The organism is Janthinobacterium sp. Ant5-2-1, from assembly GCF_001445815.1.
GTDB classification, from domain to species: Bacteria; Pseudomonadota; Gammaproteobacteria; order Burkholderiales; family Burkholderiaceae_D; genus Janthinobacterium; species Janthinobacterium lividum_E.
On record NZ_LNCE01000055.1, the window covers coordinates 46,090 to 72,129 of the forward strand.

At 63.5% G+C, this 26,040-nt stretch carries 27 protein-coding genes; 9 read left to right on the top strand and 18 right to left on the bottom strand.

All coding sequences use genetic code 11. The features are described 5' to 3' along the window. Positions 1–3: 3 nt before the first annotated feature. The 6 genes from ASN89_RS18220 to ASN89_RS18245 all read right to left on the bottom strand — a co-directional run bounded on the left by ASN89_RS18220 (position 4) and on the right by ASN89_RS18245 (position 6,885). Positions 4–1,056, bottom strand: a complete 1,053-nt coding sequence (locus ASN89_RS18220) for a septal ring lytic transglycosylase RlpA family protein (RefSeq protein ID WP_058050257.1) — start codon at positions 1,054–1,056, stop codon at positions 4–6. After that, positions 1,056–2,171, bottom strand: a complete 1,116-nt coding sequence (gene rodA, locus ASN89_RS18225; RefSeq protein ID WP_046683484.1) for a rod shape-determining protein RodA — start codon at positions 2,169–2,171, stop codon at positions 1,056–1,058. The genes ASN89_RS18220 and rodA overlap by 1 nt, the downstream gene beginning before the upstream one ends. A gap of 8 nt (positions 2,172–2,179) precedes the next feature. Further along, complete coding sequence (mrdA, locus tag ASN89_RS18230; protein ID WP_046683485.1) at positions 2,180–4,150, bottom strand: penicillin-binding protein 2; 1,971 nt, start codon at positions 4,148–4,150, stop codon at positions 2,180–2,182. A 12-nt stretch (positions 4,151–4,162) separates the two neighbouring features. Next, on the bottom strand, positions 4,163–4,675 hold the full coding sequence (gene mreD / locus ASN89_RS18235) for a rod shape-determining protein MreD (protein ID WP_034749354.1): 513 nt from the start codon (positions 4,673–4,675) through the stop codon (positions 4,163–4,165). Further along, positions 4,672–5,733 carry a rod shape-determining protein MreC gene (gene mreC, locus ASN89_RS18240; protein WP_058050258.1) on the bottom strand — a complete coding sequence of 354 codons (1,062 nt, stop codon included), beginning with the start codon at positions 5,731–5,733 and terminating at the stop codon, positions 4,672–4,674. Before mreC ends, mreD begins: the two co-directional genes overlap by 4 nt. A 108-nt stretch (positions 5,734–5,841) precedes the next feature. Then, entirely contained in the window at positions 5,842–6,885 is a 1,044-nt protein-coding gene (locus tag ASN89_RS18245) for a rod shape-determining protein (protein WP_010393186.1), read from the bottom strand. Positions 6,886–7,236: 351 nt separating this feature from the next. On the opposite strand from ASN89_RS18245, the gene gatC reads away from it, so the two are divergent. The 6 genes from gatC to ASN89_RS18275 all read left to right on the top strand — a co-directional run bounded on the left by gatC (position 7,237) and on the right by ASN89_RS18275 (position 13,543). Then, on the top strand, positions 7,237–7,539 hold the full coding sequence (gene gatC, locus ASN89_RS18250) for an Asp-tRNA(Asn)/Glu-tRNA(Gln) amidotransferase subunit GatC (protein WP_046683487.1): 303 nt from the start codon (positions 7,237–7,239) through the stop codon (positions 7,537–7,539). A gap of 52 nt (positions 7,540–7,591) precedes the next feature. Then, positions 7,592–9,076 carry an Asp-tRNA(Asn)/Glu-tRNA(Gln) amidotransferase subunit GatA gene (gene gatA, locus ASN89_RS18255; RefSeq protein ID WP_058050259.1) on the top strand — a complete coding sequence of 495 codons (1,485 nt, stop codon included), beginning with the start codon at positions 7,592–7,594 and terminating at the stop codon, positions 9,074–9,076. Between the two features lie 38 nt (positions 9,077–9,114). Beyond that, positions 9,115–10,590 carry an Asp-tRNA(Asn)/Glu-tRNA(Gln) amidotransferase subunit GatB gene (gene gatB, locus ASN89_RS18260; protein ID WP_260687384.1) on the top strand — a complete coding sequence of 492 codons (1,476 nt, stop codon included), beginning with the start codon at positions 9,115–9,117 and terminating at the stop codon, positions 10,588–10,590. A gap of 190 nt (positions 10,591–10,780) precedes the next feature. After that, on the top strand, positions 10,781–11,164 hold the full coding sequence (locus tag ASN89_RS18265; protein WP_058050260.1) for a BlaI/MecI/CopY family transcriptional regulator: 384 nt from the start codon (positions 10,781–10,783) through the stop codon (positions 11,162–11,164). Then, the gene (locus ASN89_RS18270; protein WP_058050261.1) at positions 11,161–12,408 is read left to right on the top strand and encodes a M56 family metallopeptidase; all 1,248 of its coding nucleotides are present in this window, start codon (positions 11,161–11,163) and stop codon (positions 12,406–12,408) included. The genes ASN89_RS18265 and ASN89_RS18270 overlap by 4 nt, the downstream gene beginning before the upstream one ends. 97 nt (positions 12,409–12,505) lie before the next feature. Next, positions 12,506–13,543 carry an oxidoreductase gene (locus ASN89_RS18275; protein ID WP_058050262.1) on the top strand — a complete coding sequence of 346 codons (1,038 nt, stop codon included), beginning with the start codon at positions 12,506–12,508 and terminating at the stop codon, positions 13,541–13,543. Between the two features lie 6 nt (positions 13,544–13,549). Here the strand turns inward: ASN89_RS18275 and ASN89_RS18280 are convergent, their stop codons facing one another. The 5 genes from ASN89_RS18280 to ASN89_RS18300 all read right to left on the bottom strand — a co-directional run bounded on the left by ASN89_RS18280 (position 13,550) and on the right by ASN89_RS18300 (position 16,471). Then, a complete protein-coding gene (locus tag ASN89_RS18280) occupies positions 13,550–13,879 on the bottom strand; it encodes a hypothetical protein (RefSeq protein ID WP_058050263.1) in 330 nt (109 codons plus the stop codon). Further along, positions 13,879–14,343, bottom strand: coding sequence for a carboxypeptidase regulatory-like domain-containing protein (locus tag ASN89_RS18285; RefSeq protein ID WP_152988609.1), 465 nt, complete (start codon positions 14,341–14,343; stop codon positions 13,879–13,881). The genes ASN89_RS18280 and ASN89_RS18285 overlap by 1 nt, the downstream gene beginning before the upstream one ends. A gap of 59 nt (positions 14,344–14,402) precedes the next feature. Beyond that, the gene (locus ASN89_RS18290) at positions 14,403–14,594 is read right to left on the bottom strand and encodes a YqaE/Pmp3 family membrane protein (RefSeq protein ID WP_034749384.1); all 192 of its coding nucleotides are present in this window, start codon (positions 14,592–14,594) and stop codon (positions 14,403–14,405) included. A gap of 95 nt (positions 14,595–14,689) precedes the next feature. Beyond that, positions 14,690–15,556 carry an alpha/beta fold hydrolase gene (locus ASN89_RS18295; protein ID WP_058050265.1) on the bottom strand — a complete coding sequence of 289 codons (867 nt, stop codon included), beginning with the start codon at positions 15,554–15,556 and terminating at the stop codon, positions 14,690–14,692. A gap of 21 nt (positions 15,557–15,577) precedes the next feature. After that, complete coding sequence (locus ASN89_RS18300; protein WP_034749390.1) at positions 15,578–16,471, bottom strand: LysR substrate-binding domain-containing protein; 894 nt, start codon at positions 16,469–16,471, stop codon at positions 15,578–15,580. Between the two features lie 125 nt (positions 16,472–16,596). Between ASN89_RS18300 and ASN89_RS18305 the strand changes: the two genes are divergently transcribed. Both ASN89_RS18305 and ASN89_RS18310 read left to right on the top strand, forming a co-directional pair. After that, positions 16,597–17,340: a sulfite exporter TauE/SafE family protein gene (locus ASN89_RS18305; RefSeq protein ID WP_058050266.1), complete on the top strand. Its 744-nt coding sequence runs from the start codon at positions 16,597–16,599 to the stop codon at positions 17,338–17,340. Continuing rightward, positions 17,340–17,582 carry a GNAT family N-acetyltransferase gene (locus ASN89_RS18310; RefSeq protein ID WP_161911781.1) on the top strand — a complete coding sequence of 81 codons (243 nt, stop codon included), beginning with the start codon at positions 17,340–17,342 and terminating at the stop codon, positions 17,580–17,582. The genes ASN89_RS18305 and ASN89_RS18310 overlap by 1 nt, the downstream gene beginning before the upstream one ends. Here ASN89_RS18310 and pyrE read toward each other — a convergent pair. Beyond that, positions 17,579–18,241, bottom strand: a complete 663-nt coding sequence (gene pyrE, locus ASN89_RS18315) for an orotate phosphoribosyltransferase (RefSeq protein ID WP_058050268.1) — start codon at positions 18,239–18,241, stop codon at positions 17,579–17,581. The two genes, ASN89_RS18310 and pyrE, sit on opposite strands and share 4 nt — an antisense overlap. A 109-nt stretch (positions 18,242–18,350) precedes the next feature. On the opposite strand from pyrE, the gene ASN89_RS18320 reads away from it, so the two are divergent. After that, entirely contained in the window at positions 18,351–19,127 is a 777-nt protein-coding gene (locus tag ASN89_RS18320) for an exodeoxyribonuclease III (RefSeq protein WP_046683498.1), read from the top strand. A gap of 141 nt (positions 19,128–19,268) precedes the next feature. Here ASN89_RS18320 and ASN89_RS18325 read toward each other — a convergent pair whose 3' ends face one another. The 6 genes from ASN89_RS18325 to ptsP form a co-directional block, all read right to left on the bottom strand. After that, entirely contained in the window at positions 19,269–20,171 is a 903-nt protein-coding gene (locus ASN89_RS18325) for a pseudouridine synthase (RefSeq protein ID WP_058050269.1), read from the bottom strand. Position 20,172: 1 nt separating this feature from the next. After that, on the bottom strand, positions 20,173–21,075 hold the full coding sequence (locus ASN89_RS18330; protein ID WP_034749404.1) for a M48 family metallopeptidase: 903 nt from the start codon (positions 21,073–21,075) through the stop codon (positions 20,173–20,175). Beyond that, on the bottom strand, positions 21,056–22,315 hold the full coding sequence (locus ASN89_RS18335; RefSeq protein ID WP_058050270.1) for an AmpG family muropeptide MFS transporter: 1,260 nt from the start codon (positions 22,313–22,315) through the stop codon (positions 21,056–21,058). The genes ASN89_RS18330 and ASN89_RS18335 overlap by 20 nt, the downstream gene beginning before the upstream one ends. After that, positions 22,315–22,926 carry a methionine biosynthesis protein MetW gene (metW, locus tag ASN89_RS18340; protein WP_034749410.1) on the bottom strand — a complete coding sequence of 204 codons (612 nt, stop codon included), beginning with the start codon at positions 22,924–22,926 and terminating at the stop codon, positions 22,315–22,317. The genes ASN89_RS18335 and metW overlap by 1 nt, the downstream gene beginning before the upstream one ends. After that, positions 22,923–24,122, bottom strand: a complete 1,200-nt coding sequence (metX, locus tag ASN89_RS18345; RefSeq protein ID WP_082654634.1) for a homoserine O-succinyltransferase MetX — start codon at positions 24,120–24,122, stop codon at positions 22,923–22,925. The genes metW and metX overlap by 4 nt, the downstream gene beginning before the upstream one ends. 135 nt (positions 24,123–24,257) lie before the next feature. Next, positions 24,258–26,000, bottom strand: a complete 1,743-nt coding sequence (gene ptsP, locus ASN89_RS18350) for a phosphoenolpyruvate--protein phosphotransferase (RefSeq protein ID WP_058050281.1) — start codon at positions 25,998–26,000, stop codon at positions 24,258–24,260. Positions 26,001–26,040: the final 40 nt, after the last annotated feature.

Consider the following 26,040-nt stretch of genomic DNA (forward strand, 5'->3'; position numbering starts at 1 on the left):
CGCTTATCTTTCGATGACGATCGGTTTGACACCCGCCGACGCCGGCAGGCTGGCCGCCGCGCGCGCCGCATCGGCGCGGCTCGTGAACGGTCCGCCGTACAGGCGGAACAAGGGGCCGGCCGGCACTACATCGAGATTGCCCAGCGTTTGCGCATACGGCGCCAGTTGCGCGCGGCCCGCTTCCGCATTATCCGCACGCGAATAGGCACCCAGCTGCAGGTAGAAGCCGGCGGCCAGCGCCGCTGGCGCGGGCGCGGCCACGGTGGCATCGACCGCTGACAGCGCGGTGATTTCAGGCTGCACCACGGCGCGCATTTCCGGTTCGCTGTCGGCCGGCGTATCGATCGACCTGGCCACCACCGACGGCACCGGCTTCGGCGCCGCGCGGGCCGCCAGGATGGCGTCGATATCTGCCGGCAGCAGGCGTTCGACGACCACCTGGTGGCTGCCCTTGCCGAGGAATCCCAGTTTCAGCGCCGCCGTGTAGGACACGTCGATGACGCGCGTGGCGTGGAACGGGCCGCGGTCGTTGATACGCACGATCACCTGCTCGCCGCTGTCGATGCTCGTCACGCGCGCATACGACGGAATCGGCAAGGTCGGATGGGCCGCCGTCATCTTGTACATATCGTAGATTTCGCCCGACGAAGTGCGCTGGCCATGGAATTTCTTGCCATACCAGGTGCCCGTGCCCTTCTGCTTGAACGGTTCGTTGTCGGTGATCGGCGTGTACGTCTTGCCGAATACGACATACGGGCGGTTCGAGCGCGTCGAATACGGCTCGTTGCGCACTTCCGCGTCGGGCACGTCGCGCAGGTTGGCCGGCGGATTGTCGCCCGGGCCGTCATCCTTGTAGTAGCCGCCGCGCCCGGAGCCGGCCGCCGGCAATGCCGGCAAGGTGGGGTCCTGGCGCACGGGCACCTTGACCTTGCCGCCGGACGGCAGCGGCACGTTGTTCGATGCGGGCTTTTGCGGCGTCGTGCCGCAAGCGGCCAGGGTCAGCAAGACCGCCAGGCTCAGCCCGCGCATGGCGAAGGTGTCGAAAGGCGCCCGCATCAGGTCTGCACCAGCTTGCGGTGGCGCTGAATGCTCATCAGGATACCGGTGGCCACGCCCAGGGTCAGCAGCGCGGTGCCGCCATAGCTGAGGAATGGGAGGGGGACGCCGACCACCGGCACGATGCCGCTGACCATGCCCATGTTTACAAAGGCGTACGTAAAGAAAATCATAGTTATCGCTCCTGCCAGCAGGCGAGTGAAAAAACTGGGGGCGTTGGCGGCGATCATCATCCCCCGTCCCACCAGCAGCAAATACATCAGCATCAGGATCAAGTTACCGACCAGGCCGAATTCCTCGGAATATACGGCAAAAATAAAATCGGTCGTGCGCTCCGGAACGAATTCCAGGTGGGCCTGCGTGCCGTGCGTCCAGCCCTTGCCCGTCATGCCGCCGGAACCGATGGCGATGATGGACTGGATGATATGGAAGCCCTTGCCCAGCGGGTCCTTGGTCGGGTCGATCAGCATCATCACGCGGTCGCGCTGGTAATCATGCAGGTGCGACCAGGCGATCGGCAGGCAGGAAACAAAGGTGATCAGCAAGCCGGCCAGCACTTTCCACGACAGGCCGGCCAGGAAGATGACGGTAAAGCCGGCCGCCACCACCAGCAGCGCCGTGCCCAGGTCGGGCTGGCGCGCGATCAGGTAGACGGGCACCAGCAGCAGCACGGCCGCCATCAGGAACGATTTCCAGCGCAGCGCGCCCGCATTATGCTGGAAGAACCAGGCCAGCATCAGCGGCGTGGCGATCTTCAGGAATTCGGACGGCTGAATGTCGATCACGCCGATATGCAGCCAGCGCCGGGCACCGAGCTTGATGGTGCCGAACAGCGCCACGGCCACCAGCAAGATCACCGATACCGTGTACGCGGGCACCGCGATGCGCATCATCATCTGCGGCGTGATGTTGGCCGCCACCCACATGACGAAAAAGCACAGCAGGATGTTGCGCAGATGGTCCTCGATCTTGCCGGGAATGCCGATGCTGGCCGAATACAGGGTCAGCAGGCTGGTACACAGCAGCATCAGGATGATGATCATCAAGGGCGGGTCGAACACCGCCAGATAGGGTTTGGCGCGCCGCCACAGCGAGCGCCTCTCGTTAATGGGCATGTGCTTCCTTATTGCCTGGCAGGAGTCGCCGGGGCGGCCTGCTCGTCAGTGATTTCTTCCAGGGTGCGCACTTCGTCGACATCTTCCTTGGGCACCTTGGTGGTGTCCTTTTCCTTGTCGCTCGGGCGCTTGCCCAGCAGGTAGTAGTCGAGCGCCTTGCGCGCGATCGGGGCGGCCACGCCGGCGCCGAAGCCCGCGTTTTCCACCACGATGGCGATCGCGATGCGCGGCTTGTCGGCCGGCGCGAAGGCAGTAAACAAGGCGTTGTCGCGCAGGCGCTCGGCCAGCAGCTTGGCATTGTACTTCTCGTTTTTCTTGATGCCCACCACCTGCGCCGTCCCCGTCTTGCCGCCCACCGTGTACTGCACGCCGGTGAAGATGCGCGCGGCCGTGCCGCCCTGCTCGCTGGTCACGCCCACCATGGCGCGCTTGATGGTGTCGATGTTTTCCTGCTTGAGCGCGATGCGATAGCTTTCCTTCGGCACGGTCAATGTCCGCGCGCGCGTGGCCGCGTCTTCGATGATTTTCACCAGGTGCGGTTTCATCACCACACCGTTATTGGCCAGGTTGGCCGTCGCGTGGGCGATCTGCAGCGGCGTGTAGGAATTGTAGCCGGAGCCGTTACTCACCGAAATCGTGTCGCCGCCCACCCATTTTTTCTGCTGCGGCGTCTTGAAGCGGTTGCGCTTCCATTCCGTCGACGGCAGCACGCCCGTCTTTTCGTTATTCAGGTCGATGCCCGTCAACTGGCCGAAACCGAACGGCTTCATGAAGTCGTGAATGGCGTCGATGCCCATGTCGCGGCCCAGCTGATAGTAATAGGTGTTGCACGAGACGACGATGGACTTGTGCATGTCCACCGTGCCATGGCCGCCCACTTTGTCGTCGCGGAAGGTATGGCCGCCGAGGATGAAGAAACCGGGATCGGAAATCGACTGGCTCGGCGTGCGCTTGCCCAATTCCAGTGCGGCCAGCGCCATGAAGGGCTTGAAGGTCGAGCCGGGCGCGTAGGTGCCGGACAGGGGACGGTTGACCATCGGCCGGTCCAGCGAGGTATTGAGTTCGTTCCAGCTTTGCTGGTCGATGCCGTCGACGAACAGATTCGGGTCGTAGCCGGGCTTGGAGACGTAGGCCAGGATGTCGCCCGTGGCCGGGTCGATGGCCACGGCCGCGCCGCGCCATTCGCCAAACGCTTCCTCGACCACTTTTTGCAGCTCGATGTCGATCGACAGGATCAGGTTATTGCCAGGGGTCGCCGCAGTGCGCGACAGGGTGCGCATGGCGCGCCCGCCGGCCGACACTTCCACTTCTTCGTAGCCGGTGGTGCCGTGCAGCTGCTTTTCGTAGCTTTTTTCCAGGCCTTCCTTGCCGATATGGTCGGTGCCATTGTAGTTGGCCGCGTCCTCGCCCTCTTCCAGCGCCTTGGCTTCATTGCGGTTGATGCGGCCGATGAAGCCCACCACGTGCGACGCCACTTCGCCCATCGGATATTGGCGGAACAGGCGCGCCTGCACCTCGACGCCGGGGAAGCGGAAACGCTGCGCCGTGAAACGCGCCACTTCCTCGTCCGTCAATCGTGTGCGCAGCGGCACGCTGACGAAGTTCTTCGATTCTTCCAGCAGCTTCTTGAAGCGGCGGCGGTCCTTGATATCGATCTGCACCAGGGTCGACAGCTCGTCGATCACGGAATCGAGGCTGGCGCTCAGTTTCGACGGCGTGATTTCCAGGGTGTAGGCCGAGTAATTGCGCGCCAGGACCACGCCGTTGCGGTCGAGTATCAGGCCGCGCGTGGGCACGATGGGCACCACGGCGATGCGGTTGTCCTCGGCCTTGGTCGCGTAGTCCTCGTGCTTGATCACCTGCAGCCAGATGAAGCGCGCCAGCAGCAGCGAAAAGCAGACGAAGACGAGCGCGCCCAGGATGGTCAGGCGCATGCGGAAAAAATGCAGTTCGCGCTCGGTGTTCTTGAGTTCAGTCATGGCAGGCGCTCGTCAGATCGGCCGGTTATGGTCGCGGTCAACGGCGCGGCGCTGCGGTGCCAGCAGAATCCACGTGACGATGGGCCACAGGGCGACGGCGACGAAGCTCTCGATGAAATTGAGCCAGCCAGGGAAGCGGCCCGAGACGATCAAGCGCGTCAGCAATTGCAGCGCCTGCGTCAGCAACAGCAGCGGCAGCACGTGCAGCGCCTGCGTCATGATGGGGAACCACAGCACGCGGCGGTGCATCATGATGGCGAAATACGACAGCAAGGTGTAGGCCAGCGCATTCTCGCCCAGCAGGGTCGAATCGTGCACGTCCATCATCAGGCCCATGAAGAACGCCACGCCGATGCCGACCTTGCGCGGCTGGTGGATGCCCCAGAAGACCAGCACCAGCGCGACGAAGTCGGGCACGCCGACGAACTGCCCCCACGGCAGCAAGTTCAGCAGAAAAGCGCACAGCAGGGAAAAACCGATGAACAGGGGGCTGACCGGTAGCAAGATGTAATGCGGGCGGTTCATCGTGTCGCTTCCTTCGGTGGCACGGCGGCAGGTGCTGGCGTTGTTACAGGCGTCGCCGGTTTCGGCGCGGGGCTGGCAGGCGGTTTCGCGGCCGGTGGCGTGGCCGTATTGGCGGCCGGTGGCGTCGCAGCGGCAGGCTCCTTGGCAGGGTCCTTGATCGGCGCCATCTTGCCGGCGATCTTGCGGCCCGTCTTGATATCTTCAGCGGGCGGGCGCGGGGGAATCTCGGGCGACGTCATGAGGATGAGCAGTTGGGTATTGCGTTCAATGCCGGCCAGCGGCTGGCACACGACGCGGCCGAACGGGCCATGCGCATTGCGCTCGACCAGGGTCACGCGCGCCACGGCCAGGCCGGCCGGATACAGGCCGTCGAGGCCCGAGGTAATGACGATGTCGCCGATCTGGATGTCGGCGCTGGGGGCCGTGAAGCGCAGCTCCATGGTGCCGGACTTGCCGCGGCCGATGGCCACGCTGCGCACGCCATTGCGCAGCAGCTGCACGGGAATGGCCTGCTCTTCATCCGTCAGCAAGGTCACTTCGGAGGTGAACGGGAACACGCGCGTGACCTGTCCCACCACACCCAGGTTGTCGATCACGGGGCGGCCCAGCTCCACGCCATGCTGGATACCGCGATCGAGCACGATCTTGCGCGTGGCCGAATCGCGCGTGTCGTACAGCACTTCGGCCATCAAGGTCTTGACGGGCACGCGCTCGCGCGCTTCCATCAGCTTGCGCAGGTGGTTATTTTCAACGATGTTGAGCTGCGCCTGCTGCAGGATCTGCGCCGAGGCGATCTGTTCATGCTTCAGGTCGCGCACCTGTTTTTCCAGGGCGGACAGCGAAGAAAAGTAATTGCCGACGCCAAGCGCCACGTCGCGCGGCACCAGGGCAGCCATCTGCACCGGATACAGCACGGTGCCGACGGCCTGGCGCACGGCAGTCAGCGCGTGCATGCGCGAATCGACCAGCAGCAGGGCGATAGAAATGCCGGCGAACACCATCATCTTGACGCGGGCGGAGGCGCCTTGTTTGAAAAGTGGCGGAGGACTGTATTCCATGACTTCCAATAATCAGGCCAGGCGCAGTGCGCCAACGTGCAGGCCCCGGTCAAACGCCGGCGCCAAAACCAAAAAAAGGCCGGAATGGTTTCCGGCCCTTCTGTCAGATTATTCGTAGGAGAAGATCGAGCCGAGCTTGTCCATACGTTCCAGTGCCATCCCGGAACCGCGCACCACGCAGGTGAGCGGGTCCTCGGCCACCAGCACCGGCAGGCCGGTTTCCTCCATCAGCAGGCGGTCCAGGTCTCGCAGCAGTGCGCCGCCGCCCGTCAGCATCATGCCTTTTTCGGCGATGTCGGCGCCCAGTTCCGGCGGCGTCTGTTCCAGCGCGTTTTTCACGGCCGAGACGATATTGTTCAGCGGGTCGGTCAGCGCTTCGAGTATCTCGTTGCTGGAGATGGTGAACGAGCGCGGGATGCCTTCGGACAGGTTGCGGCCCTTGACTTCCATTTCCTTCACTTCCGAACCAGGGAAAGCCGAACCGATGGCTTTCTTGATGGCTTCGGCCGTCTGTTCGCCGATCAGCATGCCGTAGTTGCGGCGGATGTAGTTGACGATGGCTTCATCGAATTTGTCGCCGCCGACGCGCACGGAACCCTTGTAGACCATGCCGCCCAGCGAGATGATGCCCACTTCGGTCGTGCCGCCGCCGATGTCGACCACCATCGAGCCGGTCGCTTCGGATACGGGCAAGCCCGCGCCGATGGCAGCTGCCATCGGTTCCTCGATCAGGTACACCTGCGAGGCGCCGGCGCCCAGGGCAGATTCGCGGATCGCGCGGCGTTCGACCTGGGTCGAACCGCAAGGCACGCAAATGATGATGCGCGGCGATGGACGGAAGAATTTCGAGTCGTGCACCATGCGGATGAATTGCTTGAGCATTTGCTCGGTCACGGTGAAGTCGGCGATCACGCCATCTTTCATCGGACGAATCGCTTCGATATTGCCCGGCACTTTGCCCAGCATCTGCTTGGCTTCCTTGCCGACTGCCTGAATGGTCTTCTTGCCATTCGGACCGCCTTCCTGGCGGATGGCGACAACGGATGGTTCGTCCAGGACGATACCGAGGCCGCGTACATAAATAAGGGTGTTGGCCGTGCCCAAGTCAATGGCCAGATCGGTGGAGATATACCTGCGTAAAAAACCAAACATGAGTGTCCTGTAGCGCATCGAGCTGCGCAAAAGCTGTTTATGGGGAGTTTCAAAGCGGGCGCTTTCAGGCACCCTGAAAATCCGTGGAGGCGATTTTTTCGGGTTTCGCTTGGCGCTTGCGCAATCTTTTCTATGCTGCGGCAGCGGTCCATCAGCGCCGGCAACGCATTAACCCGCCATTCTACCTTATAATTTGAATGCGATTTGCTCAAAAACCATGGAAAAGTGCGACTCTTGCAGCCGCGAGTTACGCGGCATTCCTCGATTTTTGTGAGCAAAATAGCAGTAAATACCCGCGTTTTATCAAAACGCCAACTTAATACTAATGCGCGGCACTCCGCGCCATTCGCCATGTCCCTGACACTCTCCGACGTAAAACGCATCGCCCACCTGGCCCAACTCGAAATGGCCGACGACCAGGCCGTCACGTCTTTGGCCCAATTGAACAAGATTTTTGCACTGGCAGAACAAATGCAAGCCGTCAATACCGATGGCGTGGCGCCCCTGAGCCACCCGCTGGCCGCCCACATGGACAATATCGCCCTGCGCCTGCGCGAGGATCTGGCTACCGAAACGAACCGCCGCGACGCCTACCAGGCCGTGGCGCCGAAGGTACAGGATGGCCTGTACTTGGTGCCAAAAGTGATCGAGTAACTGCGCCGCTCCATGCTGTTGCCTTCCCGTCGAATATCAAAATAGAAACGCCATGCATACAAAATCCATCAAACAGCTGTCCACGCTTTTGCAGAACAAGGAAATTTCCGCCGTTGCGCTGGCGACGCATTTCCTCGACCGCATCGAAGCGGACACCTCGAACGCCTTCTTGCACGTCGACCGTGCCCTGACCCTGGCGCAAGCTGCCGAAGCGGATGCACGCATCGCCGCCGGCACGGCCACGCCGTTGACGGGCGTGCCGATCGCGCACAAGGACCTGTTCGTCACCAAAGGCTGGCGCACGACGGCCGGCTCGAAAATGCTGGCCAACTACGCCAGCCCGTTTGACGCCACCGTGGTGGAAAAATTCCAGGCGGCCGGCATGGTCACCTTGGGCAAGGTCAATTGCGATGAATTCGCCATGGGTTCCGGCAATGAGAACTCGGCCTTCGGCGCCGTACAGAATCCGTGGGACAAGCACGCCGTGCCGGGCGGCTCGTCGGGCGGCTCGGCCGCTGCCGTGGCTGCCGGCCTGACGCCGGCGGCCACCGGCACCGACACGGGCGGCTCGATCCGCCAGCCTGCCGCTTTTTGCGGCATCACCGGCATCAAGCCCACGTATGGCCGCGTCTCGCGCTTCGGCATGATCGCCTTTGCCTCGTCGCTGGACCAGGGCGGCCCGATGGCCCGCTCGGCCGAAGACTGCGCCCTGCTCTTGAGTGCCATGGCCGGCTTCGACGAGCGCGACTCGACCAGCCTGTCGCCGGAACAAGGCGGCGTGGCGGAAGATTTTTCGCGCGAGCTGGGCCAGCCCCTCACGGGCTTGCGCATCGGCGTGCCGCGCGAATACTTCGGCGAAGGTTTGGCCAAGGACGTGGAAGCTGCCGTGCGCGGCGCGCTGGCGCAATATGAAAAGCTGGGCGCCACCCTGGTCGACATCTCGCTGCCGAACACGGCCCTGTCGATTCCCGCCTACTACATGATCGCCCCGGCCGAAGCGTCGTCGAACCTGTCGCGCTACGACGGCGTGCGCTATGGCCACCGCGCTGCCGAATACAAGGACTTGCAGGACATGTACAAGAAGTCGCGCGCCCAGGGCTTCGGCCCGGAAGTGCAGCGCCGCATCATGGTCGGCACCTATGTGCTGTGCCACGGCTACTACGACGCCTACTACCTGAAGGCGCAAAAGATCCGCCGCCTGATCGCGCAGGATTTCGACGCCGTCCTGAATGGCCCGAACGCCGTCTGCGACGTCATCATGGGTCCGGTCGCGCCGACCGTCGCCTGGGACCTGGGCGACAAGACGGACGACCCGGTGGCGAACTACCTGGCCGACATCTATACGCTGTCGACCAGCCTGGCCGGCCTGCCCGGCATGTCGATACCTTGCGGCTTCGGCGAAGGCGAGAAAAACAGCAAGCGCCCCGTCGGCCTGCAAATCATCGGCAATTATTTTGGCGAAGCCAAGCTGCTGAACGTCGCCCACCAGTTCCAGCAAGTGACGGACTGGCATACGCGCAGCCCTGCCGGTATTTAATAAGAACAGACGCGCCGCCCAGGCGGCGCCACCAGAAAATAAGCGAGAACACTATGCAATGGGAAGTCGTCATCGGTCTTGAGAACCACGTGCAGCTCACGACCGAATCCAAAATTTTCAGCGGTTCGCCGATCAAGTACGGCGCAGACGCCAACACGCAAGCGAGCCCTGTCGACCTGGCGCTGCCAGGCGTGCTGCCGGTGATGAACAAGCAGGCCGTCGACCGCGCGATCCGCTTCGGCCTGGCCGTGGGCGCCACCGTCGCACCGCACTCGGTCTTCGCGCGCAAGAACTATTTTTACCCTGATTCACCGAAGGGCTATCAGATCAGCCAGTTCGAAGACCCCGTCGTCATCGGCGGCGCCCTGACCTTCGGCTACGAAAAGGATGGCGAATTCGTCACCAAGACGGTCAACCTGACGCGCGCCCATCTGGAAGAAGACGCCGGCAAATCGCTGCATGAAGACTATGCAGGCATGAGCGGCATCGACTTGAACCGCGCCGGCACGCCGCTGCTGGAAATCGTCTCGGAACCGGAAATCCGCAGCGCCGCCGAAGCCGTGGCCTACGCCAAGGCCCTGCACTCGCTGGTCATGTGGCTGGGCGTTTGCGACGGCAACATGCAGGAAGGCTCGTTCCGCTGCGACGTCAACGTCTCCGTGCGCCCTGTCGGCCAGAAGGAATTCGGCACCCGCTGCGAAATCAAGAACCTGAACTCCTTCCGCTTCATCGAGGAAGCCGTGCACGTGGAAGTGCGCCGCCAGATCGAACTGATCGAAGACGGCGGCAAGGTCGTGCAGGCGACGCGCCTGTACGATCCGGACCGCAAGGAAACGCGTGAAATGCGCAGCAAGGAAGACGCACAGGATTACCGCTATTTCCCGGACCCTGACCTGCCGCCGCTGGTCATCTCGCCAGAATGGATCGCTACCGTCAAGGCGTCGATGCCGGAGCTGCCGGCCGCCATGCGCGCCCGTTTCATCAGTGAATACGCGCTGCCGGACTACGATGCGCTGGTGCTGACGCAGTCGAAAGCCATGGCCACCTATTTCGTCGCCGTGGTCGACAAGGCCGGCAAGGAAAACGCCAAGGCCGCCGCCAACTGGCTGATGGGCGACGTGTCGTCGACCCTGAACCGCGAAGGCGTGGACTTGGACGACGCGCCCGTCTCCGCCGCGCAACTGGCCGCCATGCTCAAGCGCATCGCCGACGGCACGATCTCGAACAAGGCGGCGAAAGAAGTCTTCGCCGGCATGTGGGAAGCGAAATCGACTGACGAAAACCTCGTCGACACCATCATCGACGCCAAGGGCCTGAAACAGATTTCGGATACTGGCGCCCTCGAAGCCATCGTCGATGAAGTGCTGGCGGCGAACGCCAAGTCGGTGGAGCAGTACCGCGCCGGCAAGGAAGCGGCCATCAATGCGCTGATCGGCCAGGCCATGAAAGCGTCCAAGGGCAAGGCCAACCCGGCCCAGCTGACGGAACTGCTGAAGGCCAAGCTGGCGGGCTAACTCCCCTCTCCCCAAAAAAAAGACGCTGCGGCGTCTTTTTTTTCGCCTGCAGGCATCGTTTATAAACAGCCTTGTCTACACTTTTTCTCTTCCCTAAAGGGCGTTTGCAGACCATCAAAAATTAAAGTATACATTTTTGTCTACAAGGTTTAATCTAGCCCTATTGAATTTCAGGCAAGAGGAAAACCGCATGGCCAAGACGCACGACATCCCGAAACCGACGGTGGCCGAACTCGATCTGCTGCAGGCGCTGTGGCCGCTGGGCGCCGCCACGGCCAAGCAGGTGCACGAGGCGATGTCGCTGGCCAAGCCGGCCATCACGTATGGCACCGTGCTGCGCCTGATGCAGATCATGCACGGCAAGGGCTTGCTGATCCGCGACGAAAGCCAGCGCTCGCACGTGTATGCGCCGGCGCAGGCGCAGGACAGCCTGCAGACGAACCTGCTCAAGGAATTGATGCAGAAGGCCTTTGCCGGTTCGGCCAAGGCGCTGGTGCTGGCGGCGCTGCGCACGGGCGTGTCGCGCGCCGAACGCGAAGAGATCGAAAAAATGCTCAAGGACGATCAGTCATGAGCGGCTTCGTGCCAGCGCTGGGCTGGACCCTGCTGCACTTCCTGTGGCAAGGCTTGCTGATCGGCTGCGCTACGGCGCTGGCGTGGGCGGCCCTGCGCAATGCGCGTCCGGAGGCGCGCTACGCCGTCGGTTGCGGCGCCCTGCTGGCCTGCCTGGCATGGCCGGCGGCGGGCTTGTATCTGCGCCTGGCCGGTGGCGACGCCACGGGCGCTCCGTTCTCCAGCGCCTTGCTGCCCGCCGCCCTGCTGGCACCCGACAGCCTGCCCGACCTGGACCTGCTGCTGCGCGCCGTCGTCGGCGTGTGGGCTTTGTGCGCCGCCGTGCTGGCCGTGCGCATGGCGCTGGGCATGCTGTGGATAGAGCGCAGCGCCAGGAACACGGGCGCCACGCATGGACAACTGCAGACCAGACTGTCGCACATGGCGCACGATGCGGGCGTGACGCGGCCAGTGCGGCTGCGCGTGCTCGACGGCATCGCCAGCCCGCTCACGGCCGGCATCTGGCGCCCCATGGTGCTGGTGCCCGCCTCGCTGTTGACCGGCATGCCGCCGCACCTGCTCGACGCGCTGCTGGCGCACGAACTGGCGCATATCCGGCGCCACGATTATCTGATCAACCTGCTGCAAAACGCCATCGAAGCGCTGCTGTTTTTCCACCCTGCCGTCTGGTGGATTTCACGCGGCGTGCGCCTCGAACGCGAACATATTGCAGATGATTTCGCAGCAAGACAACTGGGCGAACCGCGGCGTCTGGCTCTTGCACTTTCGGAACTGGAACGCCTCCAGTTCTCAACCCACCACCTGGCCCAGGCGGCCAACGGAGGAGATCTTATGTCACGTATCAAACGATTGCTGCGCCCCGCACCAAACACCCTGAACTGGAAGGCGGCAGTGCCGCTGCTGGCCCTGGCCGGCGCCTGCCTCGGCATCTACGGCCAGGCCGTCGCCGCCGACAGCGCGCCCGTGCTGGAGCGCCGCCCCGTCATCGACTTTGGCGTCTGCGGCAAACCCGTCTACCCAGCCGCATCCTTGCAGGCGAAGGAAGAGGGCAAGGTCACCATGTCCTTCGACGTCGATGCCGCCGGCAAGGTAACAGCTTCGAGCGTCGTCAAAAGCAGCGGCCATCCGGCCCTCGATGAGGCGGCGCGCAGCGGCATTGCCAAGTGCACGTTCAAGCCGGCCCTCGCTGGCGGCAAGCCTGTCAGCGCCAGCGTGAAGGCGCAATACGTCTGGCGTCTGAAGTAATGTACGGGCGACGGCAGCGCGGCAACATCGCAGCAGCGCTGCCGCCGCCCGCTTGCGGGTATGATCATGGATTCTTCCACGCACCTGTGAACACGCCATGAACAAGATCAAAACCGGCCTCGTCGGCTACGGCTTTGCCGGCTCCACCTTCCACGCTCCCGTCCTGTCCACCATCGATGCCCTGGAACTGACGGCCGTCGCTTCGAGCAAGCCGGAGCTCGTGCACAAGGATTGGCCGCACGCGACCGTATATGCGGAACCCGCGCAGCTGTTTGCCGATCCGTCCATCGAACTGGTCGTCATCGCCGCACCCAACGAAGCGCATTTCAGCCTGGCGCAAGCGGCCCTGCAGGCTGGCAAGCACGTGGTGGTCGACAAGCCATTCACCATTTCCAGTGCCGAGGCGCAGAGCCTGATCGCGCTGGCGAAAGAACGCAAGCTGGTGCTCAGCGTGTACCACAACCGCCGTTGGGATGGCGACTTCCTGACCCTCAAAACGCTGCTGGCGCAAGGCACCTTGGGCCGCATCGCCAGCGTCGAATCGCACTTCGACCGTTTCCGCCCCGAGATCCGCCAGCGCTGGCGCGAGTCCGGCGCACCCGGTGGCGGCTTGCTGTACGACCTGGGTCCGCACATGCTGGACCAGGCCATGCAGCTGTTCGGCCAGCCGGAAAAGCTGTACGCCGATATCGCCCTGCAGCGCGATGGCGCGCAAGCCGTCGACTACATGCACATCGTTTTGTACTATGACCGGCTGCGCGTGGTGCTGCAAGCGGGCTGCCTGGTGCAAGCGCCAACGGCGCGCTTCGCCGTGCATGGCGATAAAGGCAGTTTCGTGAAGTTTGGCCTCGACCCACAGGAAGACGCCCTGAAGGCGGGCGGCAGGCCGGGCCAGCCAGGCTGGGGCATGGACCCCGTGCGCGGCGCGCTGCATCTGGGCACGCAGCCGGACGGGCATTGTGAGCACCTGGAGATGCAGGCGGGCCGCTACCAGGACTTTTACCAGGGCATGGCCGACGCCATCCGCCATGGCGCAGCGGCGCCCGTGGCGGCCGAAGATGCGGCAGCGACGATACGCCTGATCGAACTGGCGCTGCAAAGCGCCGCCGAAGGGCGCGTGCTCGCGGTCAGCTGATCGGGTTCAATTGATGACGAAGGCCAGTACCACGGCGCCCAGCGCCAGCAGGGCCAGGCCGCAGATGAACAGCAGCTCGCCCCACCATTCGTAACGCAAGCGCGGCTGGCCGGGGCGCAGCGACATGAACGAGAGCACGGCGCTGACGAGAAAAACGATGGCGTCGACAGCGAGCAGCTTGTCGATGGCCACGCGCACCTCGCCGCGCGGCGCCAGGTGCCCAATCGACAGCACCGTCATGCATACGCCAACCATCGTCGCCGACGTGGGCAGGATATGTGCCGACAAGCCCCGCGCCGACAAGCCCTGTTCAGGCGTCTTGCCGTCGCCAGGCATCAGGATTTGCCTTGATTCGTTCCCGCCGGCCAGATCAGCTCCACCCGCGCGGAACTGCCAGCCTTGATTTGCACCTTGCGTTCCAGTGTCTTACCGGCCAGGGTGGCGTGCAGGGTGTAGCTGCCCGGTGCCAGTTTCGCCAGCAGGAACGGTCCGCTGGCCGTCGTTTCCAGCGCCAGCGCGCCCTTGGCGTCGCGTATTTCCAACTTCACGTCAGAGGCAAATTCCGCCTTGCCCGCCGCCTGCACGGAAAACACGAGACTCAAGGGCCAATGCCGGCTGGCGCTCTTGATGGCCGTCGACTCGTCGAGGCCAATGCCGCCGCTCAGGTACTCCACCGCCCCGCTCTTCTGCACGGGCGGCAGTGCGCTGTCGTCTTGGGCCTGCGCCGCACTTCCTACTAACAGCCCGGCGGCCAGCATTGCCGCCGCCAGGGTCAAGGTACCGCGTCTGTCTGGTGCCATCTCACTCTCCTCATGTCGGTTGAATCAAGATAGGAAACGCAGCTTAGGCCAGTCTTAGCTTAGCGCCGGCGCATGGCCTCGGCGATCTTCTGGTCCGTCTTGTACTGGCTCAGCGCATATACGGCCCAGATCGTCGCTGGCAGCCAGCCGATCAGGGTGATTTGCAGGATCAGGCAAATGATGCCGGCAATCGGACGGCCGATCGTGAAAAAGGTCAGCCACGGGAGTAACAGGGCAATCAGCAAGCGCATCGTTCGTTCCTTGAGTATTCCCCTGTGCCGCGGGGACCGGGCCGGCATGCGCCGGCGGTAAATTCAGTCAAACCGATTATAACGATACTGGCGCCTCACGCCGGCACGGGTGCCAGCAGTTTTTCCATCCACGCCAGGATGGCGGCAAAGATGGCGTCGCGGTTCACCTCATTGAAATTCTCGTGATAATTGGCCGGATAGTAGTGATAGTCGAGCAGTCCATCGGGCACGCTGCGCAGCAGGCTTTCCGTGGCGCGGCTGTCGGCCAGCTTGTCGTCGCCCGCCACCACGGCGAACAGGGGGAAGCGCCAGTCCGACAAGCCGCCCGCCAGTTCCTTTTGCGCCAACGTCAAGGCATGGGCGAAGCGCACCGACGCCGCACTGGCGCGGATGCCGTCGCGCTCGTCCTGGAAATGGCGCGCGGTGATGGTTTGATCGTGCGTCAGCAGCATGGTCAGGTTCCCCAGCGGCACCTTCATCGTTGGGAAGCGCTGCGCCAGCCAGCCCGACAGCATCTGCAGCACCTTCGGCACGGGAATCGCATTCACGTAATACGGCGATGAAATGATGAAGCCTTTGATCGCTGGATCGCCCGCAAAGCGCCGCAGCCCCAGGTGCGTGGCGATCAGGCCGCCCATCGAATGGCCCATGACGAACACGGGCAAGCCCGGATACGTTTTCTTGATCCAGGCGAGGAACAGCTCCTCGTCGTCGAGGAAGGCGTCGAACGAGGGAATGTCGACCTTGCGCTGGCTATCGTGGCCCACCATGTCGAAGCTGACGGTGGCGATGCCGTGCTGGCGGAAGTAGAGCGCCGGCGTGACGTAGTCGCCCGCGTGCGCCATGCCGCCGTGGATCGCCAGGATCACGGCACGTGGATGCTCGGGCTGCCAGATGTGGATCGGCCGCTCGACCCGGTCGCTGCACAGCAGGCTGGCCATCTTGTCTTCTGAAAAACGCATCGCTGCTCCTGTCATGCCCTGTCACGCCTTCAGATGATCGATCAACTGGCGCGCATACAGGGGTAATTCACTGAACTGGCGCACGCAGATCGTGAGATTGCGTACCGACCAGGGATCGGATAATTCCAGGCAGCGCAGCGCCATCGTCTGCTGGCAGCGACTGGCCGCCGCCAGCGGCACCACGCTGATGCCCACGCCGCTGGCCACCATGCGGCAGACGGCATCGAAGCTGCGCAGGCGCACGCGTACCTTCAGCGGACGCCCCAGGCGCGCCGCATGCATGCCCAGGTATTGCTGCATCGCGCTGTCGTCGGCCAGGCCGATGAAATCGTGATCCAGCACGCTGGCAAAGTCGACGACACCATCCTGGCCGAGCGCGCGGTGGTGCACGCCATCGGCCGCCGCAATGACCACCAACCGGTCGGGGCGGAACAAAAACGTCTGCAAGCCGCGCATGTCGACCGAGTCGGACACGATGCCCATGTCGGCCAGCCCTTCCGAGACGGCCTTGACGATATCGTAACTGAGGCGCTCTTCCAGGTCGATGGTCAGGTTCGGATGGCGGTCGAGAAAAGCGCCCAGCGCCTCGGGCAAAAATTCGCTGAGCGCGGCCGTATTGCACAGCAGGCGCAGCTGCCCTTTCAAGCCGCGCGCAAATTCGCCAAGTTCGCCGCGCATTTTCTCCATTTGCAGCAGCACCAGGCGCGCGTGATGCAGCAAGGTCTGGCCCACTGGCGTCGGCTCCACGCCGCGCCGCCCGCGCAGCAGCAAAGGCATGCCCAGCATCTCTTCCATGCCGCGCACGCGCGCACTGCTCGACGCCAATGCGAGATGGCTGCGCGCGGCGCCCGCCGTCAGGCTGCCCGCCTCCACCACGTTGACAAACAGCTGCAAATCGACCAGATCAAAGCGCATGCCAGCTCTCCTTTTCGCCATCTTACCAGCCTTCGCATTTAACTAAGGCTGACTCAAAATAATCCGCCTTGGCGAAATCCGCAAGCGCGCGCAGAATCCACGCAGTTCACTGTGGAATAGAAAAAATGGAGACCTCATTCCTGCTGGCCGTCGGCGCCAGCTTCCTCGTCGCTGGCTTCGTCAAGGGCGTAGTCGGACTGGGCTTGCCGACGGTGGCCATGGGCACGCTCAGCCTGGTCATGCCGCCCGTGCAGGCAGCCGCCCTGCTGATCGTGCCATCGATGGTAACGAACGTGTGGCAGCTGGCGGCCGGCCCCGGCCTGCGCGCCCTGCTGCGCCGTTTGTGGCCCATGCTGGCCGCCGTCATGGCCGGTACCGTGGCGGGCGGTGCCCTGCTGCCGAAGGACAGCGGCGCCTGGGCCGTCGTCGCGCTGGGCGTGGCGCTGATGCTGTATGCGCTGGCGGGACTATTCTCGCTGCAGCTGCGCGTGCCGGCGCGGCACGAAGCGTGGCTGGGGCCCGTGACGGGCGCCGCGACGGGGCTGGTAACGGCCGCCACGGGCGTCTTCGTCATTCCCGCCGTGCCGTATCTGCAGGGACTGGGGCTGGCGCGCGATGCGCTGGTGCAGGCGCTCGGCCTGGCGTTTACGGCTTCGACCGTGGCGCTGGCGGCCAGCCTGGCCCTGCATGGCGACTTCAGTCTCGGTGCGGCCTGGACCTCCGCGTATGCGCTGCTGCCGGCGCTGGCCGGCATGCTGGCCGGTCAATGGCTGCGCGGGCGCATTGCGCAACAGGTGTTCAAGCGGTGCTTTTTTGTCGGGCTGTTCGCCCTGGGCCTGCATGCGGCGGTCAAATCATGGCTGGCGTGATGCAAATCGACTGGCAAGGAGACAGCGCGCTGTGCGCGTGGGTCGACGGCCAGCAGGTGGCCATGCTCGACATCAGCCGACACGCCGATGAAGTGACGGTGAACATGCTGTTCGTGAAACCGCCGTTCCGCCGGCGCGGCATCGGCGGCGCACTGTTGCGGCGACTGTTGCAATGCCACCCGCAAGCTGCCACCGCCTGCGGCGACCCGCGGCTGCGGGCGCTGCTGGAGAGGACTACTTAAATGCCATACCTAGTGCGGTAGGCCGAAACGGCTTCTTTATGCTGCAGCAGTTCCGGATCGGCGCCCGCGCCGTTCAGGTAGCCGAACAAATCGTCCAGGTTGCCGATCGAAATGACGGGGATGCCGTACTGTTTCGACACTTCCTGCACGGCCGAACTTGGCGACAGCTGGCCGTCCGGGCCGGAGCGCTCCATGCGGTCCAGGGCGATCAGCACGGCGCATGGCTCGGCGCCGGCGGCGCGTATCATGTCCACCGATTCGCGCACCGAGGTACCGGCCGAGATCACATCGTCAATGATAACAACCTTGCCATGCAGCTTGGCGCCGACGATGGTACCGCCTTCGCCATGGTCCTTGGCTTCCTTGCGGTTGAAGGCGAACGAGGTGTTGCGGCCCTTGCCGGCCAGCGCCACGGCGGTGGCCGACGCCAGGGTGATGCCCTTGTAGGCGGGGCCGAACAGCATGTCGAATTCCACGCCCGAGTCGAGCAGGGTCTGCGCGTAGAACTGCGCCAGTTCGGCCAGGGTGGCGCCGTCGTGGAACAGGCCCGCATTGAAGAAGTACGGCGACTGGCGTCCGGCCTTGGTCGTGAACTCGCCAAACCGCAAGACTCCCTTGGATACTGAAAACGCGATAAACTGCTGGCGTAAATTATTCACATTAGCCTCATTTTTTAAAAGTGCCTGTATTTTAATCCGCGCGCACCGGCGAGACAATCGCCATGCCGCGCCCGCCGGCCCCGTACAACGCCCTTTTCACTCTCGACCTATGCCAAAAATTATTTCCGCCAATCTAAACGGTATCCGTTCCGCCGCCAAAAAAGGCTTTTTCAACTGGATGGGCACGCAGACGGCCGATTTCATCTGCGTGCAGGAATTGAAGGCGCAGCTGCCCGACATGACGCCGGAATTCCTCAATCCGCACGGCTACCATGGCCATTTCCACTACGCCGAGAAAAAGGGCTATTCCGGCACGGGCGTGTACAGCAAGGCCGAACCGGACGCCGTGCATATCGGTTTCGGCAGCCCTGAATTCGATGCCGAAGGCCGCTACGTGCGCTGTGATTTTGGCAACCTGTCCGTCATTTCCGTGTACTGCCCATCCGGCTCGTCCGGCCCCGAGCGCCAGGAAGCCAAGTTCCGCTTCATGGAACTGTTCCTGCCGCATTTGCTGGCATTGAAGGCGCTGGGCCGCGAAGTGGTCATCTGCGGCGACTGGAACATCGCCCACCATGAAATCGACTTGAAGAACTGGAAGGGCAACAAGAAAAACTCCGGCTTCCTGCCCGAGGAACGCGCATGGCTGACGCGCGTCTTCGACGAAGTGGGCTTTGTCGACGTGCACCGCGGCCTGGACAAGCGCGAAGACCAGTACACGTGGTGGAGCAACCGCGGACAAGCCTACGCAAAGAACGTGGGCTGGCGCATCGATTACCACGTCGCCACCCCTGGCATCGCAGCCCAGGCGCATACGGTCAGCGTCTACAAGGATGAGCGTTTTTCCGACCATGCGCCGTTGATCATCGATTACACGATCAAGGGCTGATCTTTGACACGTCGCGGGTGGTGTCGGCTTACGCGCTTCGCGCTAAGCCGACCTACGCCTACCTTATCTACCGTAGGTCGGATTAGGTCCGCAGGACCGTAATCCGACAACATTGTTGGCCGCGCCAGTGGTGAGGTCGGCTTATCCGAGCACGCGCCGGCTTTCAAAGTGGCGCGGCTCGCCGCTCAAAGGGTCCGTAAAATCGATGGCCCGCGCCAGCAGCTGCAAGGGCTGCGACATGTCGTCTTCCTTGCACGGCAGGGCCACCGGGTAAAACGCATCGTTGACGATGGGGATGCCCAGCGACGCCAGGTGCACGCGCAGCTGGTGCTTGCGCCCCGTGTGCGGCTGCAGCCGGTACAGGGCCACGTCGCCGCGCTCTTCGATGATCTCGATGATGGTTTCCGAATTCGCCTCGCCCGCCTCTTCGCGCATGAGAAAAAACTGCGCGCCCTCGACCATGCGGCTGCGGTAGGTGAATGGAAAATCGCGCCCCGCCAGCACGGGCGCCAGCGCCTCGTACGTCTTGCGCACTTCGCGGCGCTGGAACAGCGACTGATAGGCGCCGCGGCTGGCAATCTGGCGCGAAAAAATCACCACGCCGGCCGTCTCGCGGTCGAGGCGGTGGATGGGCGTCAGCTCGGCGCACTCCAGTTTTTTCTTCAGGCGCGTCAGCAAGGTCTCCTGCACGAAACGCCCGGCCGGCGTCATCGGCAGGAAGTGCGGCTTGTCGACCACCACCAGGTGTTCGTCCTGGAACAGGATCTCTTCGTGGAAGGGAATCGGCGTTTCCCGCTCCAGCTCGCGGTAGTAAAAAATGCGCATGCCGCGCCGGTATGCGCTGTCGGGCGCCAGCACGGCGCCGTCGCCATCGACCACTTCGCCGCGCGCCATGCGGTCCTGCCATTGCGCCGCGCTGATCTGCGGATAGCGCTCGAGCAGGAAGGACAGCATGTCCGGCCACTGCCCTTCGGGCAGCCAAAGATAGCTGGGCGCCACGCCATCGCGCATGGGCAAGGGTGCGGCGGCGTGACGGGCCGGCATCCTAGCGCTGCGCGATGGCGTTGCTGCGGTAAGGCGGCAAAGCGTCGACGCTGACGCCCTTGCTGCGCGCGTACAGCGGCAGCACTTGCGCCATGTGGCTGTTCATCTGCGAGATGCGGTCCTTGCCCGACGGGTGCGTCGAGAGGAATTCCGGCGGCGCGCCCTTGCTCACGGCGGCCATCTTCTGCCACAGGATGACGCCGGCGCGCGGGTCGAAGCCGGCGCGCGCGGCCAGGTCCATGCCGATCAGGTCCGCCTCGCGTTCATCGTCGCGCGAAAATTTCAGCATCACGCCCTGCGCCGCCATATTCGTGGCGGTACTGGTGATGCTCGGATCGACGCCGAGCCAGGCCGACAGGCCGGCGCCGGCCAGCTTGGCGCCGACGGCGGCCAGATTGCCCTTGCCGGCCTGCGCCTGCGAGTGTTCGCGCAAGGCGTGCGAAATTTCATGGCCCATGACGATGGCCACTTCGTCGTCGGTCAGATTCAGCTTGGTGATGATGCCGCTGTAAAAAGCGATCTGCCCGCCCGGCATGCAAAAGGCATTGACCTGGTCGGAATTGAGCAGGTTGACCTGCCAGTTCCAGTTGGCCGACGCCTCGTTCCAGCGCGTGGCGAACGGGATGATGCGCTGGGCGATGGCACGCAGGCGTTTCACTTGCGGATCGCTGTCGGGCACCAGCGCATTTTTTTCCTTCGCCTCGTTGACCAGCTGCGTATATTGCTGCTTCGATTGTTCATTGAAGTCGGCGCCGCCGGCAAAGATGCGCGAAGTCGACAAGGGGCGCACCTTGATGCCATCCTGGACCGTCGCCTGCTGGGCGTGGGCGGACAGGGACGACAGCGCGGTGGCCGCGCACAGGCTGGCCAGGACGGCGTAACGTTTAAGGGATATTGGTGCCATTGGCAGACCTCCATGGAGCGATTTTAGGCAGCATCATCATGGCCGGGAAGGCCAGGAAGAAGCACACGATGAAAAACGAAAACCAGCCCAGCTCGGCGACCAGGAAGCCCACCGAGGCATTGATCAGGGTGCGCGGCACGGCGCTGAGGCTGGAAAACAAGGCATATTGCGTGGCCGTGTAGCGCGGGTCCGTGCTGCGCGACAGGAACGCGACAAAGGCAGCCGCGCCCAGGCCCAGGCTGGCGAACGCTTCAAAACCGATCACGGCGCTGAGCAGCATGGTATTCGGCCCGACCTGCGCCAGCCAGGCGAATCCGAGAATGGCGACCGCCTGCAGCGCGCCAAACACCCACAGGCCCCGGTTGATGCCCAGCTTGAGCATCCATATGCCGCCCACCACGCCACCGGCCAGGCTGGCCCAGAAACCCGTGGTGTTGGCGGCCAGGCCGATCTGCGTCATGGAAAAACCCAGGTCCAGATAGAACTTCGTCGCCAGCGCCGTGGCCATGCTGTCGCCGATTTTATAGAGTAGTACGAAGGCGAGTATCCACATTGCGTTACGCCAACCATCGCGCGCGATGAATTCCTGGAACGGCAGAATGATCGCTTCGCGCATGGTCTTCGGCGGCGAGCCGTACACGGTCGGCTCCTTGATCAGCAGGGTGCAGACAAACCCCGGCAGCATGAAGGCGGCCGTGATCCAGAAGACGGGCTGCCACGGCATGCGGTCGGCCAGGATCAGCGACAGCGCGCCCGGCACCATGCCCGCCACTTTATACGCGTTGACGATGACGGCGGCGCCCAGGCCCTGCTCGTTGTCGCTGAGGATTTCGCGCCGGTAGGCGTCGATGACGATGTCCTGGCTGGCCGACAGGAAGGCCACGCCGCCGGCAGCAGCCGCGATCAGGCCGATTTGCGTGAGCGGGTCCAGCATGCCCATGCCGCCGATGGCAAAGAACAGCGCCACTTGCGTCAGGGCCATCCAGCCGCGCCGCCGTCCCAGGCCCAAGATGCGGTAGCGGTCCATCAGCGGCGCCCACAGGAATTTCCAGATGTACGGGAACTGCACCAGGGCGAACAGCCCCAGCGCCTTGACGTTCAAGCCCGACTTGGCCAACCATGCCTGCAGCAGGTACAGCAGGATAAACAGGGGCAGGCCGGAACTGAAGCCCAGCACCAGCACGGCCAGCATGCGGCCATTGGCATGGGAACGCCAGCCAGGCGCCGGGCTTTTGCTCATCAATGCACCGCTTTTTTACGCAGGCGGAAGACGGCCAGGTCGCCACGCAGGTTCGGAAGCACGGAGACCATCTTGCCTTCGGCCAGGGCCACGCATTCGATCACTTCCAGGCCGCATTCCTCGGCCAGCTCGCGGAAGTCGTTGATGGTGGCGCAGCGCACGTTCGGCGTGTCGTACCACTGGTACGGCAGCGATTTCGACACGGGCATGCGGCCTTTCAGCAATGCCACGCGGTGCGGCCAGTAAGCGAAGTTGGGGAACGAGACGATGGCCTCGGCGCCCACGCGCACGATGTCGCGCAGCAGCGGCTCGACCTGCTTCATCATCTGCAGGGAGGACAGGCACAGCACCGTGTCGAAGCTGTTGTCGCCAAAAATCGACAAGCCCTTTTCCATGTCTTGCTGGATCACGTTCACGCCACGGCGGGTGCTGGCCAGCACCTTGTCGTCGGCGATCTCGATGCCGTAACCACTGCACTCCTTGTCGCTTTGCAGGTACTGCAGCATCACGCCTTCGCCGCAGCCCACGTCCAGCACGTGCGCGTTGTTCGGCACCCAGTGGGCGATGAAGGCCAGGTCGGGGCGCAGAGCGCTCAATTCGTCAAAAGTCATGCGGTCTCCTTGGCGCCCTGGCGGACGGCGGTATGCTGTGCGGGAGCGGGCAAGCCCGCCCCGATGTCGTTCCAAACCTGGCCATAATAGGCGCGCACCATGTTCATGTAGCGCGCATCTTCCAGCAAAAAGGCGTCGTGGCCGTGCGGCGCGTCGATCTCGGCATACGTGACCTGGCGGCGGTTACACACCAGGGCTTCGACAATCTCGCGGCTGCGCTCGGGCGAAAAACGCCAGTCGGTGGAAAACGAGGCGAGGAAGAACTTGGCCTTCGTGCCCGACAGGGCCTTGGCCAGGTCGCCGCCATGCGCGCGCGCCGGGTCGAAATAGTCGAGCGCCTTGGTGATCAATAAATACGTGTTGGCGTCGAAGTATTCGGAGAACTTGTCGCCCTGGTAGCGCAAATACGATTCGATCTCGAAGTCGATGCCGAAGCCGAATTTGTAGTCGCCCGTCTGCGCCGCATCGCGCAGCTTGCGGCCGAATTTTTCCGCCATGTCGTCATTCGACAGATACGTGATGTGGCCCACCATGCGCGCCACGCGCAAGCCGTTCTTCGGCACCACGCCGTGCGCATAGAAGTCGCCGCCATGGTATTCAGGGTCGGACAGGATGGCCTGGCGCGCCACGTCGTTGAAGGCGATGTTTTGCGCCGACAGCTTGGCCGTCGAGGCGATCACTACGCAGTGGCGCAGCCGCTCGGGGAACATGATGCTCCACGCCAGCGCCTGCATGCCGCCCAGGGATCCCCCCATCACGGCGGCGAATTGGGTGATACCCAGTTCATCGGCCAGGCGCGCCTGCGCGCTGACCCAGTCTTCCACCGTGACGACGGGGAAGGCGGCGCCATACGGTTTGCCGGTGGCGGGATTGGTGTGCATGGGGCCCGTCGAGCCGAAGCAGGAGCCGAGGTTGTTGACGCCGATGACGAAGAATTTGTCCGTGTCGAGCGGCTTGCCGGGACCGACCATATTGTCCCACCAGCCCGTGCTTTTCGGCTGGTCCGCATACACGCCGGCCACGTGGTGCGAGGCGTTCAGGGCGTGGCAGACCAGCACCGCATTCGATTTGTCGGCGTTCAGGGTGCCGTAGGTTTCATACATCAACATATAGTCCCGCAGCGATGCTCCGCTTTGCAGCTGCAGGGGTTGCGCAAAATACATGGTTTGCGGCGAAACGATTCCAATGGATGACATGTGTGTCGGTTTATAAAAGGGGGGCGGCCCCACGGGCCATGGTCGATGCAGCACCGCGATGATAGGTGCTGCAACTTTAGCATCAGGACACCTCTTGCCGCGCGCGACGTGTCCCGATGCTGATAAGGTGACAGTTTACATGAGCTGCAGTTGCTGGACAGCTTCCGCGATCACATTTGGCTCCATGGAACGCATAATTTTGCGCATTTGTGGCGCAATCAGGCCCAGGTCGCTGTTGAGGATCTCTTGTTTGACCGCCAACAGCTGGGCCGGATGCATGGAAAACTCGCGCAGCCCCATGCCCAGCAACAAGCGCGTGAGCTTCACGTCGCCCGCCATTTCGCCGCAGACGGCCACGTCGATGCCAGCCTTGTGGCCGGCGGCGATCGTCATGGAGATCAGTTGCAGCACGGCCGGGTGCAGCGGATTGTACAAATGCGCCACTTCGTAGTCGACCCGGTCGATGGCCAGGGTGTACTGGATCAGATCATTCGTGCCGATCGACAGGAAATCCATGCGCTTGACGAACATGGGCAGGGCCAGCGCGGCGGCGGGAATCTCGATCATGGCGCCCACTTCGACCTCGTCGTCGAACTTGACGCCCTCCTCGCGCAGGCTGGCCTTCGCTTGCGCGATCATGGCCAGCGACTGGTCGATCTCGAACGCATGCGCGAGCATCGGGATCAGGATGCGCACCTTGCCAAAGGCGGAGGCGCGCAGAATCGCCCGCAGCTGCGTCAAGAACAATTGCGGCTCGGCCAGGCAGTAACGGATGGCGCGCAGGCCCAGCGCGGGATTCAAGGCCGTATGGTCGGCCTGGTCGAGCGGCTTGTCGGCGCCGATGTCGAGCGTGCGGATGGTCACCACGCGGCCCTTCATCGACTGCACCGTGTTGCGGTAAGCCTCGAACTGCTCGTCCTCGGTGGGAATCTTGTGGGCGCGGCCCATGAACAGGAATTCGGAGCGGAACAGGCCCACGCCGCTGGCGCCCGATTCCAGCGCAAACGGACAATCCTCGGGCAATTCGATATTCGCCAGCAGGGTGATGGGGGTGCCGCATTTGGTCACGGCCGGCGTCTTTTTCAGCTTGCCCAGCTTTTTGCGCGCGCGCTGCATGGCCGTCTGGCGCTCGCGGTACTGCTCCAGCACCAGGGCGCTGGGGTTGGCGATGACGACGCCAGCGTCGCCGTCGATGATCAGCCAGTCGTCCTGGCCGATCAGCATCGAGGCCTGCGACATGCCGACGGCGGCGGGAATATCCAGGCTGCGCGCGACGATGGCCGTGTGCGAGTTCTGTCCGCCCACGTCGGTGATGAAGCCGATGAAGGAGCGGTCGCGGAACTGCAGCATGTCGGCCGGCGAGATGTCGTGCGCGACAACGATCATCTGCGCCATCAATTCATCTTCGGCGGCCGCCTTGGGCAGCAGCTGTTCCGTGCCCAGCAAGACTTTCAACACGCGTTCGGCCACTTGCTGGATGTCGGCCTTGCGCTCGCGCAGATACGGGTCTTCGATTTCGTCGAACTGCGCCGACAATTCATCGATCTGCGTCAGCAGCGCCCACTCGGCGTTGTAATGGCGCTTGCGGATGATGTCGAGCGGCGCTTCGGAAATCATCGGGTCGGACAGGATCAGCGCGTGCACGTCGATGAAGGCGCCCAGTTCCGTGGGCGCATCCTTGGGCAGCTCGTTCCACAAGGTTTGCAGTTCCTTGTGGACGGTGGCGATGGCGCTTTGCAGGCGCTGCACTTCGGCTTCGATCTGCTCCTGCGCGACCAGGTAATGTTTGACGTCAAGGGCGGCCGGCGCCAGCAGATGCGCGCGGCCAATGGCGATGCCGCGGGAAACCGGGATGCCGTGGAGCGTGAAAGATGCCATGGGTTGACCTGTCGGAATGCGGCTGCGGCTGCGTTCGGCG

Excerpts from the sequence above, each read along its gene's own strand:
- ASN89_RS18220 (WP_058050257.1), bottom strand. The coding sequence starts at position 1,056 with ATGCGGGCGCCTTTCGACACCTTCGCCATGCGCGGGCTGAGCCTGGCG.
- rodA (WP_046683484.1), bottom strand. The coding sequence starts at position 2,171 with ATGCCCATTAACGAGAGGCGCTCGCTGTGGCGGCGCGCCAAACCCTAT.
- mrdA (WP_046683485.1), bottom strand. The coding sequence starts at position 4,150 with ATGACTGAACTCAAGAACACCGAGCGCGAACTGCATTTTTTCCGCATG.
- mreD (WP_034749354.1), bottom strand. The coding sequence starts at position 4,675 with ATGAACCGCCCGCATTACATCTTGCTACCGGTCAGCCCCCTGTTCATC.
- mreC (WP_058050258.1), bottom strand. The coding sequence starts at position 5,733 with ATGGAATACAGTCCTCCGCCACTTTTCAAACAAGGCGCCTCCGCCCGC.
- ASN89_RS18245 (WP_010393186.1), bottom strand. The coding sequence starts at position 6,885 with ATGTTTGGTTTTTTACGCAGGTATATCTCCACCGATCTGGCCATTGAC.
- gatC (WP_046683487.1), top strand. The coding sequence starts at position 7,237 with ATGTCCCTGACACTCTCCGACGTAAAACGCATCGCCCACCTGGCCCAA.
- gatA (WP_058050259.1), top strand. The coding sequence starts at position 7,592 with ATGCATACAAAATCCATCAAACAGCTGTCCACGCTTTTGCAGAACAAG.
- ASN89_RS18265 (WP_058050260.1), top strand. The coding sequence starts at position 10,781 with ATGGCCAAGACGCACGACATCCCGAAACCGACGGTGGCCGAACTCGAT.
- ASN89_RS18270 (WP_058050261.1), top strand. The coding sequence starts at position 11,161 with ATGAGCGGCTTCGTGCCAGCGCTGGGCTGGACCCTGCTGCACTTCCTG.
- ASN89_RS18275 (WP_058050262.1), top strand. The coding sequence starts at position 12,506 with ATGAACAAGATCAAAACCGGCCTCGTCGGCTACGGCTTTGCCGGCTCC.
- ASN89_RS18280 (WP_058050263.1), bottom strand. The coding sequence starts at position 13,879 with ATGCCTGGCGACGGCAAGACGCCTGAACAGGGCTTGTCGGCGCGGGGC.
- ASN89_RS18285 (WP_152988609.1), bottom strand. The coding sequence starts at position 14,343 with ATGGCACCAGACAGACGCGGTACCTTGACCCTGGCGGCGGCAATGCTG.
- ASN89_RS18290 (WP_034749384.1), bottom strand. The coding sequence starts at position 14,594 with ATGCGCTTGCTGATTGCCCTGTTACTCCCGTGGCTGACCTTTTTCACG.
- ASN89_RS18295 (WP_058050265.1), bottom strand. The coding sequence starts at position 15,556 with ATGCGTTTTTCAGAAGACAAGATGGCCAGCCTGCTGTGCAGCGACCGG.
- ASN89_RS18300 (WP_034749390.1), bottom strand. The coding sequence starts at position 16,471 with ATGCGCTTTGATCTGGTCGATTTGCAGCTGTTTGTCAACGTGGTGGAG.
- ASN89_RS18305 (WP_058050266.1), top strand. The coding sequence starts at position 16,597 with ATGGAGACCTCATTCCTGCTGGCCGTCGGCGCCAGCTTCCTCGTCGCT.
- ASN89_RS18310 (WP_161911781.1), top strand. The coding sequence starts at position 17,340 with ATGCAAATCGACTGGCAAGGAGACAGCGCGCTGTGCGCGTGGGTCGAC.
- ASN89_RS18320 (WP_046683498.1), top strand. The coding sequence starts at position 18,351 with ATGCCAAAAATTATTTCCGCCAATCTAAACGGTATCCGTTCCGCCGCC.
- ASN89_RS18325 (WP_058050269.1), bottom strand. The coding sequence starts at position 20,171 with ATGCCGGCCCGTCACGCCGCCGCACCCTTGCCCATGCGCGATGGCGTG.
- ASN89_RS18330 (WP_034749404.1), bottom strand. The coding sequence starts at position 21,075 with ATGGCACCAATATCCCTTAAACGTTACGCCGTCCTGGCCAGCCTGTGC.
- ASN89_RS18335 (WP_058050270.1), bottom strand. The coding sequence starts at position 22,315 with ATGAGCAAAAGCCCGGCGCCTGGCTGGCGTTCCCATGCCAATGGCCGC.
- metW (WP_034749410.1), bottom strand. The coding sequence starts at position 22,926 with ATGACTTTTGACGAATTGAGCGCTCTGCGCCCCGACCTGGCCTTCATC.
- metX (WP_082654634.1), bottom strand. The coding sequence starts at position 24,122 with ATGTCATCCATTGGAATCGTTTCGCCGCAAACCATGTATTTTGCGCAA.
- ptsP (WP_058050281.1), bottom strand. The coding sequence starts at position 26,000 with ATGGCATCTTTCACGCTCCACGGCATCCCGGTTTCCCGCGGCATCGCC.